The organism is Shewanella sp. ULN5 (genome assembly GCF_030731885.1).
Lineage (GTDB): Bacteria > Pseudomonadota > Gammaproteobacteria > Enterobacterales > Shewanellaceae > Shewanella > Shewanella holmiensis.
The window spans coordinates 74,111-88,662 of record NZ_JAPJEE010000007.1; the positions used below are offsets into that span (position 1 = coordinate 74,111).

10 protein-coding genes are annotated in these 14,552 nt (G+C 40.3%); all 10 read right to left on the bottom strand.

Annotation, left to right across the window (positions count from 1 at the left end; genetic code table 11):
• Positions 1-167: 167 nt before the first annotated feature.
• Positions 168-893 carry a M48 family metallopeptidase gene (locus ORI98_RS08800; protein ID WP_306134977.1) on the bottom strand — a complete coding sequence of 242 codons (726 nt, stop codon included), beginning with the start codon at positions 891-893 and terminating at the stop codon, positions 168-170.
• The gene (locus ORI98_RS08805; protein ID WP_306134978.1) at positions 893-4,045 is read right to left on the bottom strand and encodes a type I restriction endonuclease subunit R; all 3,153 of its coding nucleotides are present in this window, start codon (positions 4,043-4,045) and stop codon (positions 893-895) included. The genes ORI98_RS08800 and ORI98_RS08805 overlap by 1 nt, the downstream gene beginning before the upstream one ends.
• Positions 4,038-6,029 carry a DUF262 domain-containing protein gene (locus ORI98_RS08810; RefSeq protein ID WP_306134979.1) on the bottom strand — a complete coding sequence of 664 codons (1,992 nt, stop codon included), beginning with the start codon at positions 6,027-6,029 and terminating at the stop codon, positions 4,038-4,040. Before ORI98_RS08810 ends, ORI98_RS08805 begins: the two co-directional genes overlap by 8 nt.
• Entirely contained in the window at positions 6,022-7,572 is a 1,551-nt protein-coding gene (locus ORI98_RS08815) for a DUF262 domain-containing protein (RefSeq protein ID WP_306134980.1), read from the bottom strand. The genes ORI98_RS08810 and ORI98_RS08815 overlap by 8 nt, the downstream gene beginning before the upstream one ends.
• A complete protein-coding gene (locus ORI98_RS08820) occupies positions 7,572-9,026 on the bottom strand; it encodes a restriction endonuclease subunit S (protein WP_306134981.1) in 1,455 nt (484 codons plus the stop codon). The genes ORI98_RS08815 and ORI98_RS08820 overlap by 1 nt, the downstream gene beginning before the upstream one ends.
• Complete coding sequence (locus ORI98_RS08825) at positions 9,023-11,533, bottom strand: type I restriction-modification system subunit M (protein WP_306134982.1); 2,511 nt, start codon at positions 11,531-11,533, stop codon at positions 9,023-9,025. The genes ORI98_RS08820 and ORI98_RS08825 overlap by 4 nt, the downstream gene beginning before the upstream one ends.
• A 25-nt stretch (positions 11,534-11,558) precedes the next feature.
• Positions 11,559-12,062: a type II toxin-antitoxin system RelB/DinJ family antitoxin gene (locus ORI98_RS08830; RefSeq protein WP_306134983.1), complete on the bottom strand. Its 504-nt coding sequence runs from the start codon at positions 12,060-12,062 to the stop codon at positions 11,559-11,561.
• Between the two features lie 145 nt (positions 12,063-12,207).
• Complete coding sequence (locus ORI98_RS08835; protein ID WP_306134984.1) at positions 12,208-12,465, bottom strand: hypothetical protein; 258 nt, start codon at positions 12,463-12,465, stop codon at positions 12,208-12,210.
• A 227-nt stretch (positions 12,466-12,692) separates the two neighbouring features.
• Positions 12,693-13,466 carry a hypothetical protein gene (locus ORI98_RS08840; protein ID WP_306134985.1) on the bottom strand — a complete coding sequence of 258 codons (774 nt, stop codon included), beginning with the start codon at positions 13,464-13,466 and terminating at the stop codon, positions 12,693-12,695.
• A 34-nt stretch (positions 13,467-13,500) separates the two neighbouring features.
• Complete coding sequence (locus ORI98_RS08845) at positions 13,501-14,532, bottom strand: YafY family protein (protein WP_306134986.1); 1,032 nt, start codon at positions 14,530-14,532, stop codon at positions 13,501-13,503.
• Positions 14,533-14,552: the final 20 nt, after the last annotated feature.

Below are 14,552 nucleotides of genomic sequence, written 5' to 3' on the forward strand. Positions count from 1 at the left end.
TTTAGTATTTATAATCAGATAGTTAAATTTAAATAAACGATTTCAGTGCACAACTTTGGTGCAATATTCTATTCAGAGCGCTTTTTGTTGTCAGTTTATACCACCTTACTTTTTTAAATCCTGTGGTATGTTTTTTTAACGTTAGACCTACTTTATAAGGCCTAGGTCTAGTAACTCCAATCTTCATATGCCAATGGCAAGCTGTTTAATAAGTTTCGTCTTTCTCTCCAATTAGGAAGATGCTTATCCATAATCCCTTTGAAGCGTTCATTATGATGACGCTCAATTAAATGCACTAACTCATGGACCAGAATAAACTCGATGCATTCCACTGGTTTTTTAGCTAACTCCAAATTAATCCATAGGCTTTTAGCTTCAATATTGCAGCTGCCCCATTTGGTTTTCATTTTCCTAATGCCGACAGAAGTCGATTCAACATTCAGTCTTTGTTGCCAATAAGGTAGCAACTTGCTAATAGTCTTTTGCACTTGCTGACGATATAAACCATTCAATAACTTCAACCGGTTAGCTGCTGTTGTATTATCAGCTACTTGTAACTCAATGATGCTATTACCTTTAATAGATACTTTATGTTTACCAGAGGTTTTCACTATATCTAGGCGGTGTTGTTTGCCCCATAGATAATGGCTTTCGCCACTGACCATTTCGCGAATAGATTGTCGGGGCTGCGCCTCAAAATCAGCTTGTTGCTTCTTAATCCACGCCAATTTAGTAATCACCGCAAGACGAACGGCTTGTTCACTGGCCCCCATAGGCACAGACATTCTTACCCGTCCATTGGGTGGCAATACGCTTAAATGTAAATTTTTAATTGGTTTACGATTGACTTGCACTTCAATGCCACCAATCTGAATGACCTCACTAGACGACATTAATAATATTCCTTTTGTGCCTTAATAAGTGCCATTAACGTTTCTATATCTACATCATAACCAGCTGTTTCTTGCCTAACCGCATTAGCTATTTCTCGTTCTTTAAATCTATCTCCTAACCATTCTGCTTTTTTTGTCTCACGCACAGCGGTATCTATTTTGGTAGTAAGCGTTTCATCATTGCCAAAATTATCATAAAGCGCCTGTTTCGCAGCCGAATCAACGGTGCTTGGATACGTTGAACTTCTGTTATCACTTGGGTTAACCACTTTTTTGGCTAATTCACGAATTTGCTCTAAGTACTCTTGATAATTAAGGGCTTTTTCACGACGCTGCTTAATAATTTCATCAAGCAATGCTGACATTTGTTCAAAATATTTAGGGTTGACCGGGTTTTCATCAACAATGGTTTTACGCACGTTATTCTCAATAGCTTCAGCCATTGCTTCACCATCATTACGCAAGTCTTCAGGTAAAGCGCCCAGCCCGGCACCATTATTGTTCACAACCAAATCAATGAGGCCTAGCTCTTCAAAATCCATCAACAGTTCGCTGTCATCCGCTCGGATGTACATGTCTAATAGCTGACGCATTGCAGGCTCAAACCGCTTCATTTCAAGTAAATCACCACTGGCCAGTTTTACTTCGTCGCGCACTTTCTCATAGTAAATGACTTCTTGTTTAATCTTCTCGGCATTCACTGCCGAATACCCTGCTTGTTCCATTTCATTAGCAAGGTTTGTATAAGCCCTTAATAACTTGGCCACCGCTTGATATAGGGTTAAACGCAGCGCCTCTTTTTCGCTTCGCTCGTCTACATCCGTTGGTTCAACGCCGGATTCACCACAAAAGTAATGGATAAAGTCTCTAGTATTACGTGGCGCTTTTACGGGCTCACATAATGCTCGCACGGTTTCTAATGCAGTATCTAAGTCTTCACTGGCTTGTACTAAACGGTCTTTCAACAGCCCCGCTACATCGGCTTCGTCGTATCCATCAAATGCTTCTGCGGTATAGTCTTTGATTGCTTTATCGAGTGAGCGGAATAAGTCTTTATAATCGATTATATAACCATACTCTTTATCTTCACCGTCTAGTCGGTTAACTCGACAAATAGCCTGAAACAAATTGTGATCAGCCATATTTTTATCGATGTAAAGATAAGTCGCTGATGGCGCATCGAAACCCGTTAGCAATTTATCGACAACAATCAATAAGCGCATTTGCCCAGGTTCTTTAATAAAGCGCTGCTTTACAGATATTTCAAACTCATCGACACGTTTAGCTGCTTCATCTTCACTTTGCTCAAAGTAATCGGCTAGCATCTTGCGATAAGTATCATATTTAAAGATCTTTTCAGTCCGCCCCTCACCAGACTCTTCACCTTTTATGGTGTTCGCACTTGGCAAGTAGCTGGTCACAATGGCACATTTACCCGCTAAGTCCGTCTTGCTAAACAGGTCGTACACCACACAAGCCTGATGAACACTAGCGCAAACCAACATGGCATTACCTTTGCCAGAGAGTAAGGCGGGTTTGATCTCCATATCCATTAAGATATCGCTAACAATTTGCTCAAGACGTGACTTACTCGACAGCACCTTTTGCATGGTGCCCCACTTTTGCTTAAGCTGCATTCTAGCCAGGTTTGAAATGCCTTTTGTTTTAGCTTCAAACCATTGGTCTACTTTTTTAGGTGAGGTTAAATGCTGGTCTATGTCCCTCGCTTCGTAGCGTAAATCCAAAACCACACCGTCACTTACCGCTTCATTAAATTTGTAGGTATGAATATAAGGGCCAAACACTTCTAAAGATTTCTTCTTATCTTTTTTCATCAGTGGCGTACCGGTAAAACCGATAAACATGGCCTGTGGAAGAATCGCTTTCATCGCGGTATGCAACTTGCCAGACTGAGTTCGATGACATTCATCAACAAACACAAACAAATTACCTTTGGCACTAAAATCCCCTGATACACCTTCTGTTATCGCATCGATAAAGTCTGTTGCTGCAGAATCATCATTTTCATCGTCAATAAGCTCACCGTTTCGGCCAAACTTATGAACCAAAGAGCATAATAGCCAAGGGTTAGGTTTATTGAGTGTGAGTACCAAGTCTTGACCACTTTTAGTCCGATAGATTTCTTCATCAACACCAGAAAATACTTTTTCGATTTGTTCATCCAACTCTGTGCGGTCAGTAACAATCAATACCCTTGAATCTTTTACGTTTTCACGTATCCACTTGGCTAGCCACACCATGGTTAGGCTTTTGCCAGAACCTTGAGTGTGCCAAATAATTCCGCCTTGTTTATTGTTTGTCAGCGAAACAACATGCTTTTTAGCCGCTTGAATGCCAAAGAATTGATTGTGGCGGCAGGTCTTTTTAACCCCAGCATCAAACACGATAAAATCATGGAACAACTCAAGAATACGTTGCTTGTCGCACAGTTGTGCTAAATGAGAATCGAGAATGGTTTTGGTTTCTATATGATCGCGAGGAAGCGAACACACGCCTGGTGATTCTTTCCATTCTAAATAATATTTCTCAGTGGTCTCTATGGTGCCGTAACGTAAGCCTTGGGTATCATTACCCGCCATCACCAACTGCATAGTGGTAAAAAAATTGCGAATAAACGCCTTTTTCTGATTATCCAGATTTTGGCGAATACCTTCACTCACTGACACAGACGAGCGCTTTAATTCAATCACCCCAAGAGCAATGCCATTAACGTAAATGACAAGATCGGGGCGCTTCTTTAGCTCGCCTTTTACCGTCACTTCTTCGGCAATAGCAAAATCATTAGCCTCAGGATTCTGCCAATCAATTAACCATATGGTTTGATTTTGCTCACCAGCGCCCTCTTTCTCTTTAACCCCATAACGCAGTAACCGATACACCTCTTTGTTGGCATCAAACAGTTTTTTACCTTCACCCAACGCCGTGGCAATATCTAACTTACGTAATGCACGCTTAATCAGGGGTTCAGATACGCCTCTGTCTTGAAGCCAATTAGCTAAAATATGGCTTTCGACATTGCGATTATCTTGTCTGTCCTTCCAATCGCCTAAATAGCGATAACCCAATTGGTGTTGAAAAAAATCAACCACACGGTTTTGGGTGGCACGTTCCTTTTGGCCGACATTACTCATTCAACAACTCCGTTGTTTTGTCATTCACCGTTTTAATATAAGTATTAAAGTCGCTAATCATTTTTTGATGATGGTGCTTAATTTCATCTTTTTTCCACTGTTTATTTGAATATATATCTTCAAGCTTAAGCGACACACCTTTGCCTTTGTGTCTTTCTTCGAATTTAGCTTTTTTGATAGTAAAACCATCATCGGTCATTTCAGAATTAATACTCCCAGTAACCAAGGCTAAGTTCCCAAAAGTGTGAAGTAAATCCGTTGGTATTGCATCTTGCGGAATTCTTGGATTTTGCGGCGTGACATGCTCAACCGAGTTTTTAGCTGTCATTCTAAAATTATCGACAAGATTACTTTTTTTAGCTTTCAATTTGAGATACTGGACGTATTCAAGTTTGTAAAACCAATAATGCGGATATTGAGTTCCATTATCGTAGTGTTGGTTAAGGCTTTTAGCCGCGTTTAACACTTTCTCTTTATGCCAGCAATTTACCAAATAACGATGAGTACGTTCAATCAAAGGAGCATCAGCTTCACTACACAGTAAATGATTATCAAGATGCTGCAAATAGTAAATTGCATTTTTCTCATTGTTTTTTAACAAAAAATTAAGTAATGGTGTTAACCAATATTGAGTTGTCATTTGCTGTGAGTGATACAGCATACTCTGTAAAAGTGCAAAATCCGGCTCGGCATCTGTGGAATAACGTTGTAAATATTCGGTTTTTTTCTTTGTATTCCGATTGACGTAAATTCTACGAATAGCATGTTGTTTGTCCTCTTCAACTAGGACCCATTTTATGATGTGCTTATCAAATTGATAGCGTACTTCCCAAACCAGTTCGATAAATTGCTTAACTTGCTCGCTGCTAGGTTGAAATTTAAGCCAATGTAATTTGAATATTTGCAGTAAATCTTTATCAGAAACTTTGTTGATGTCTTTATGTTCGAACTTGCCACTTTGCTGTAAATATATCCGCAATGTATGTTGTAAAAGCATTGAAAAAGTAATGATGCTTGACACCCTGTCGGGTAAACCATCCTCAACGTCTTCTTCTGGTTCAGAGTCATTCGAGGTGAAACTATTTTTATTCTTTAAAATCGCAGCCAAACTCATCGGCTTGGTTTGAATATGCTGCTTGTTTTGCTTCAAACTCTTAATAACATACTTGGCCTTACTGAGTTGTTCGCGTTGATAAACGTCAGACTCTATTTTACTTTCGTATAAAGCAAGGGTATTAACTTGAGTCGCTGCGCGTAGATGGCGTTCAACGTAACCGTTCATGTCTGAGCAGGCATCCCACAACTGTGCATAAGCTTCGCGTTCTTTTGAGTCTATGCTTTCAAGTAACTTAGCTTTTAGAATTTCATGATGCTGTAACTGCACACCACGATTATTAATCACTTCAAATAATTTATTTAAATCCGTCTCTTTAGGTACTTTTGTTAAGATCATCTGAACTTTCGTGCGAATAAAATCAGTTAAAGTAACTTTATCTACCTTGACTTCAGCATTGTCAAAATAAGACTTGATATATTGAAGCGCATCTTCTAACTGCTTAGCTTGCGGTAAGGTTGCTTTTTCTTCACGACACAACTTTTCAAAAAATTCAGTGACTTGAGGGCGAATGGCAAAGTTTATCCGCGGACGAACACCTTGCTCAGTTTGCACTTGTCGATATTCCGTAAGATGTTCACCCAGTACCACGCTTATCAACCATAAGGTGGTAAAACGTTGCTGTCCGTCAATGAGGTCATAGAGTTTACTTGTGTCAGTCGTATCATGTAACGTCCTCTCAATGACTAAGGTGCCACCCAGATAAAACTCATTTTTATCTTCTTGCTGGGCAGTAACGATATCATCCAACAAGCTATGTATTTGCTCTTTTCCCCAGACGTACAGTCGCTGATAAATGGGAATATTAAAAAAATACTGTTTTTTAATCACGTCTTCCAAAGTAATTAAATGAGACTCAAATTTAGACATGACGAGCTCCCTGCAGGACACCGAGTTTTTCAGCACTCACTTGATTTAGTTTATTTGTAATCGTGCTTTCCACATGTTGGTTAGTCTTATTTCGCAAATCAGCAAGATTAAAATATCCTGCAACGGCACAAGCGTAACGCTCTTGGACTAAACGGTTACGCTTAATCTGTTTTTTCCATCCATCATTAGTTGCATACGCATTGCTTACATCTTCTTGGCGTAAAAAGCGGATCACATCATCGATATCGTAGGCATGTGCAAGCACATCGATCAAATTCTGTTTTGCATCCCGTAAAAATTTAAGTGGCGTTTCACGGCGGATGTCGGCCTGTGTTAATCGAATTGCACCCAAACGGTGATCTAACCAAATAGCAAATCGTAGCAATCCCTCGCTGCCTAACCTGTCGAAATATGTCAAAACCGCTAAGCGGAATAGACTCTGTAAATAAGCTGATAAGGTTGAAACAACGTCATTATAAAAACCTTGTAGCGCCAACACTTCAGGGCTATCAGATGGCTGATGAAACAACACATTGAGCATTGAGGCATATTTTTCAGCATAGAGAAAAAAACCTACACCTTGGCTTATGGGTTGGCGCAAAGCAAAAGGTAAATAAGCCGCTTGTTGGCCAATATGTTGTTTTGCCGGCGTTAACGAATAGTCATTGGTAGTTGTTAATGTAAGGCTTTTCCCCCATTGGTTTGTACCTGCACAGTACAACTCCACCTCGCCAATCATGGCTTTTTTACTGTGCTCACCAAAATGTTTAAGCATTTCGTCTTTACTTTCTAGCTCTACTACTTGATTACCAGTCCAATTACGGCCTCGCCACAAATAATAATGAAATAACTCAGGAGCAAAATCATTGTGCTGGCTAGTTTTGCCTAATTCGCCTTGTAGTTGAACTTGCTCCCAACGCCTCGCACAATGGCTTTGCAGTTGCTCGACCAATTTAAGATTACCATCTTGAATAGCACGTAAATGGAAGGCTTTGAGTAAATCTGTGCTGCCGAGCGGCACACCACGATTATTCTGAGTATCAAAAAAGGTAAAGGCTAAGTCTTCTCGCTGCACAGCAATGACAGTGAAGCGTAATTGCCTAAACACCTTAGTAAATTCTTCCTTATCAATTTTCTGTTCTTTGAACCATGCTTGCATAGTGAATTTTGCTTGCTGGATATTGATCAAAGATCGAGACGAGCGAAATTCAAACTGTATATGGGCTGGCAACTTACCGTGTAACAACCAATACAAAACCGACAAGCTTGTTAAGCGCTGTTGGCCATCAATAACGAAATGCTTGTTTTGCTTAACACCAACTTTCTGGTGCAGCAGCAAAGTGCCCATGTAATATTGTTTAGCGCCATTATTTGTTTGGATGAATTCAGAAAAATCATTTAATAGTTGAATGATTTTATCTTCCCCCCAAACATAAGCGCGCTGATAACTGTCTAACGCTAATGGACTTTTTTCGTTAGCTAATTTGCTAAAGCTCACTAGTTTTACCGTCACATCCTGTGGTACTAATTCCTTTTTACTCATTACACACTGACCTCAGATATTGTGTCTTTGTCAAACGGCAAGCGGGTTTTACCCGTGAGCAGTTCTTGCATCATGCCTTGTTTAATTTGGCGGGTTTTGCTTAGACGCTGTTCAAGGGTTTGGATTTCGTTGTCCATATCCGAGATAATAGTGGCGATGGCGATTTGTTCTTCTTTTGGTGGTTCTATTACCCAAGCATTTAAAATAGTTGTTGGTGATGTATGTCTTACCGTAGATCCAGTAGCTCCATTTTTAATTACTGAAAGATAGGTTGGCGATAGAAGTGAGTAATATAAAAATTTTCTATCCCAAATATGACTTTGCAGCGAAACTTTTGCAATTCGCTGATTGTGAAGAACTTGATCTTCATTCTCTACAAATGCTGGCTTACCTAGTAAGTTGCAATCTGGTGTTAAATCAGTCATTACAATGACTAAATCACCATTCTCAAATTCGAAACCTTTTGGGTAGTTACCCTTATACCTTTTTGTATTTCGCTTTTCGAAGTAAAGGCCACCGTTTAATTTGAAATTTCCGGGTGTTAGTACAATTGGCCCTTTATCTGAAAAATTTCCACCTTTAAAAGCGTATCCATTTTTCAAACTTAGAATACTTTTTAATTGCTTAATATCCCAATCTTCTGGAATTTCGCCTAGTTCGCTGGTTTTGGTGCCTTTACGTCGGCTATCCATACCTCTGCGCTCTTGAGAAGCTAGCGAGCCGTCGTCGCTGGGGTCAGCGTTAACGATCGTTGTTGTAGTATTATTGCGCTTACCTTCGACAGCGTCTTCTGTACTGTGAATATCAGAATGAAAGGCAAACTGCGGTAAACGGGTTTTTCCTGTCAGCAGTTGCTGCATGGTGGCAGTTTTAATCGCTTGTTTTTTGGCGATAATGTTTTCCAATTCCGATAAAAGTGCATCAACATCGGATAAGGCATTGGCAATGGCGGTTTGTTCTTTTAACGGGGGAAGTGCAATAGGTGAAGCTTTTATTATCCCATTGTATAGTCTAGAAATGGTGCTGCCTTCTGTAGATGCCCACTTGATGACCTTGTAATAGTGAAACAAATACTCATTGAGTATTTTTGTTTTGTCTATTTCAAGCCAAACAATATTCGAATCTTGAAAGTAAGCATCTTCACCATCGTAAACAACAGTTTTCCCTAGTGTTCCAGCAGCCGAAATTAAAACATCTCCCTTTTCTGGAAATGAGAACTTCTTTTTGAAATCGTTATATAAATCACTGGGAATAAATGCATCAGGTTTTCCTCCAAACGTTCCAATTTTAAAAAATGGAATTGGTCCAGATTTACTAGTCTGCCAAGCCAGTATTCGTTTGCACATTCTGACCTCAGCTAAATCTCCTAAGTTTAGAGACTCCCAGTTTTTGGGAATAACGCCAACCTCAGTCTGTTTATATCCTTCTGAAACCACTTGCTCTAATGCGCTCATAGTGACCACTCCATGCCCATTGCTTTTAAGTGGCCTGCGACTTTATAACTAAGATCATCGACTGATTTAGAGAGGGTTGGCAGTGGCGTGCTATAGCGTTCTTCCAGTTGTTTAACGCGGTTAGCCATTTGTTGGGTGACACGCTCAATCTCTGCAATGATATTGGCTTGTAATGTGGCTAGCCATTTGTCATCGACAATCAGGGTTTTGATATCTTCAATGCTGAGCTTCGGATATTGGTTAAATACTGCTACATCCAAAGCTTCTTGTGCTTCTTTCACCGCTTTTTTAGCGTTACCGTCAGAGGTAAACAATTTAGTGGCATGTCGAAGGGCTGTTAATTCTTCGGAGTCGGTTGCCACTTTAAGGCGAGCGGCGACACTGGCTTTGGTGATTTTGTCTTTGTCGTTCATAGCATCAGCTAATAGCCCATCTTCGCTCCCTGTTCCAGAAGAGGCATTTTCTTCAAGGTAAGCTTCAAGCGTTTGGGCGGCTTCATCTTGTTTGGCTTGCAGTGCATCCACTTTGGCTTGCTCAGCGACAAAGTAGCGCGCCACGATTAAACTCGGTGGAATAAGCTCGGCCTTATACTTCTTCTTATTGACGATTAAGTCTGGGGTTTCTTTACTGTTAGCTGACTTATCGCCTTTGGTGACCACTAATTCACGTAAGGTGTTCCCTGCTTGCCAACCGTCTTGAATAAGCACGTAGACATCGTCTTGCAGTGTGTCGCTCCAGTAATCCATTAAAATCTGGTAAATGTCGTACTTACTGAGTAATTCACTGTTGGCGTAGGCGGTTAACAGGTTTTCTGAAATGTCGTGAATAAGCTCTTTAGGGCTATCGCCTAGGCTGATTTCAGTTAGCGCGGCCTGCTTTACCCAGGCTTTAAAGGGCAATAAACTGCGCGCGGCAAAGTCTTTAAACTCTTGATGGGCAAGAATGCTGGCTTTAACCTTGCTCGCCTCAATCATGCAGTGGCTGTAGCCGCTGCGTTTAGGTTCAGGGGCAGGCTTGAATAGCGTGGCGCGAATACTGGGGAATACTTGCCAAAAATGTTCAAGGGCATCGATATCGCGATTGGGAATGCCGCCTTGCAAGTGGGCGCTTAAATCGTGCAAGTCTTCGGGTTCAGATGAGTCGATATAGCGCGGTATGTTGAGGTTGTAATCATTTTTAGCAATTTCATCAATAGTGACTAAACGGCTAAAGCGTTCGAGTTCTAGGCCTTTATTAAACACATCGACAACTTTATGAATGTCTTGGCTGCGTAGGCGGTTTTTGTTGCCATCTTTAATAAAGCCCTTACTTGCATCAATCATAAAGATTGAACGGCCTGCTATGGCGATGTCTGAATTACTGTTTATTGTTGACTCATTTGACAATACTGCTTTTTGAGCATGCTCTTTATCGATGACGATAATACAGGCAGGAATGCCAGTGCCGTAAAACAGGTTAGCAGGCAAGCCTATAATGCCCTTTATGTAACCTTGTTTAATGAGGTTTTCACGGATATTGGCTTCGGCATTGCCACGGAATAACACTCCGTGAGGCAAAATGACCGCGCCTTTACCTGTGCTCTTTAAACTGGTGATAATGTGCAGCAAAAAGGTGTAATCGCCGTTTTTTTCAGGTGGTATACCCCAGGTAAAGCGACCATAGAGATCGCTTTGTGGGTTTAAGCCGCTGGTCCAGTTTTTATTAGAAAATGGCGGGTTAGCCACGGCGAAGTCGAAGGTTTTGAGTTTATCGGCAGCGTCTTTCCATTCTGGTGATGATAAGGTATTGCCTTTAACAATTTTAGCCGTTTCATTGTTATGTAAAATCATGTTCATGCGAGCCAGTGCACTGGTGGCGTTATCCATTTCTTGACCAAAAATAGATAAACCACGCGGCGCTTCATGGCTGGCTTTTAATAGCAAGGAGCCAGAACCACAAGTAGGGTCGTAAACAGTGGTGTCTTGTGAAGTGTCTTTAGTAATGCCGACCACTTTAGCCAGAATTTGCGAGACTTCAGAGGGGGTATAAAACTGCCCTTTTGATTTACCCGACTCGGTGGCAAAGTGACGCATTAAGTATTCATAGGCATCGCCGAGTAAGTCGTCCCCTTCGGCGCGATTGCCAGACAAATCTAAGCCTTGGAAAATCCCTACCAGTTTAGTGAGACGGTCAACCATCTCTTTGCCTTTGCCAAGCTTGTCTTCATCGTTAAAGTCGGCAACGTCAATAATGCCTTTAAGATCGTTTTCTTCGGCAAGTGCGGCAATGATTTTGTTAATCTTGTCGCCAATTTCTTTATCATTTTTCGCCGCTATCATGTCATCGAACGTGGCACCTTTTGGCACCACAATCATGCCATAGGGGTCGCCTTTGAACTTGTCTGAAACGTATTTCATGAACAACATGGTCAGCACGTAATCTTTATACTGACTGGCATCCATACCGCCACGTAATTCGTCACAGCTTGCCCATAATGATGAATACAGTTCGTTCTTTTTAATGGCCATGAGGCTTTCCTATCAATAAATTTGTTTAACGGCTAACAGATGATGTGTTGCGTTGAATGTGCTTATGCCAATGGGTAAATAGCGCTCGGTGCCTGTCGGTCCACTGGGTACAAATAACGTAATACTGCCCTTTGTGGCGAGCGACTTTTTTAGTGGAGTAGCGATTATGGCCTTTGGCATCTTGCGCTGCTGTTTTGATATCGGCTTGCTGATTTGTTTTAGCTTGTTTGAGTACAGCAAAGGATAAGGCGAACACTTCTTTGCAGTAGTCTGGATTTTGTAAACTGAGTAATTCTGACTCAGGTAAACCTTGTTCAACCAAAGTTAACAAGGTGTCTGTAATTTGGCTGTTGGTAATACTGGATTTGGCAGACACGTCTTGTTCATCAAGAATGATGGGGAAAGGCAAGCCATTAGATGAAATTGATTTTGTAAGAAAAATTCGGATGGCTTGCTCAGTTGTCAGCCCTAGCTTACTAAACAATTGTGATGCTTTATTAAGCAATTCCTGCTCGATATTTAGCTCCATGCAAACCTCAATCTTTAACGATACAAAAATACAAAATTGTTGATTTGTAAGATATCACTCAAGTGCTTAGTAAACCAGAAAAAACCGCCGTATTTCAGTGGGAAATGTGAGTTAGATTAACCAAGTAGAAGGTTTGAGTTCGGTATTATTTTTTAAATAACTTTTCAGTTAACGGTGCCAATTTGTAATGTTTTACTGGAGGAGCATCAAAGCAGAATACACCTTCATTTCGCCACTGTTGGATACCGCCCTGTACATTCGGAGATAGGTTCCAAAATGGAATCGGTTTACGCCACTCAACTACAAACTCGGTATCGACTTTCGAAATGATTTTGCCGACACCTCGAACTGCGCCTATATTGGTATTTAAATTAAAATTGGCTAATAAAATATAATGTCCCACTTTGATGTCTAATAGTACCTTATCTTCAGAGTTTTTCGACAGTGGCCATTCAGCTAAATTAGGAAAAATGAGCTTACTTTCAGATAAAATTTACTGTAGTTGTGTTTCATCATAAGCAAAGCGCCAAAATATTGTTCTCATGTAACATCCTTATTCAATTTAATGCTATTAAAAAGTCATTAAACACCAAGCACTAAGCCGCAACTAAGTGTTTATTTTCGTTCACGTTAATTTACTGTGATTTGTAAGCATTCGGACAATTTACATTTTTTTGGTATGGATGCCCCTTGTGCCCAATGTAAACATGATAATTTACCCGCCACTTGAAGCTCGCCATCATCTTTTGCTACTGATAAAACAGCATTCCAATAAGTTATGTTAGGTGCTGGAAAACCTGGATCTATAAGCATTATTTTAGTTACTTGGTCATTAAAAGTTTCATAGCCGATAGCGAGGGCCCAATGTGCTCCTCCACCTTGCCAATCTAGACCTACAATGACAGGATCACCATTATCAATTGACTCTGCAATTTCGCTGGCTTTGTTTCTTGTACTTGATGACTCAAGATCTTTCGCGGTAACTTTACTGTTGGGATGGTTTTTAAAGGTTTCAACCAACCAACTAAGATCATGATTAAATGTACCTTCACGAACCATAGTGTTAAACACTATAAGGTTATTCCAAAACTTACCCAACCGGGTTCGACCGTCCTGTTGGCTCAGGTCTGTGACTTCCTCTCTACTTAACACTTCCTGCGTAATTAAAGCCATAAGCAAGCTATAAGGACCACATGCACCATCTACATCACCCTGACGTAAAGCAATTAAATTATCTTCGCTTCCTACAAACACGCCACTTTCTGCCAACTGAATCTGAGGTAAAACATTAATTCTACGAATAAAAATCCCTTTTAAATTATTATGGTTGTCGTTATTCTGATACCAATTGCTACTTTCTATTATTAGTAACAAATGGTCAATTATTTTGTTGTCGTAAAACAAAAGTTAAAAATTTTGTTTTTTGCTTCATAATTTATCACGATATTAAATCATCATAGATCGCCAGCGTTTTACGTAAATTATCGCGCATTCTAGTCCTTAGCTCTTGTGGCTCTATTACCTCAATGTTTGCCGCTTGGCCTCTTAGCCACCAGTTTAATTGCCAACCATTATTGACTGTGGCACTGAGTTGATATGTTCCATTCTCTGATTGGATAATCTTCATATCATCTGACATTGGGCTTTCAATTAAGTAAAAGGCCAGTTCTTCAGTGACTTTTGCTTTGAGTGAGAGTTTGTCACCATTGCCAAATTGCATTGCACCATCTTGTAAATATTGTTGTAGATTAAAATTAGGTGGACGGTTCCCCTGCTCATAAGTAAGGGTTACCGTTTGAAAACGGTGCATGGCAAACCGTTTGATTTGTGCGGTAGTTGCGCCCTTAGTGATATCTTGTGCAATGACATAAAGCACGTGCCCTCGTTGTACTAAGGCCAGTGGCATCAACAAATATTCAGTTGCTGTTGTGTTTTTTGTTTTGAGATAACTCACCTCAATGGTTTGGTCTTTTAATAATGCACCTTGTATTTGTGTTAACAAATCACTATTGATTGATGGTGGTTTAAAACCAATATCTGGCATTACGCTGGCAACTTTTTCAAACCATTGGGCATTATCATCATCTTTTAAGGTGTTTAATAGCTGTCGTGAATGCTCAAAATTATGTTGTAAATGACGTTGCATCGCTGGAGGCAATAGTTGTTGTAATGACTTTTCTACCAACATTAATGACAATGCATCCGTTACACTGATGCTGTCTATATGTGTTCGATTGATACCAAGACCACACCAACGCCATAGATAGGGTTTTGTGTCGGTTTCAGAATAAATTGGAAAGTACTGCGACAGCACTTCGAGATCTCTCTGCAATGTGCGTTGAGTTACCTCAAATCCTTCACTTTTAAGTTTGTTGAGTAGGTCAGCGCTTTTTATTCCTTCATTCGCAGGTATATATTTAAGCAATGTTTGTTGTCTTAGCAGCGTATTCGCATTTTTATTCTTAGACATAGTAGACCTTTAATTTAATG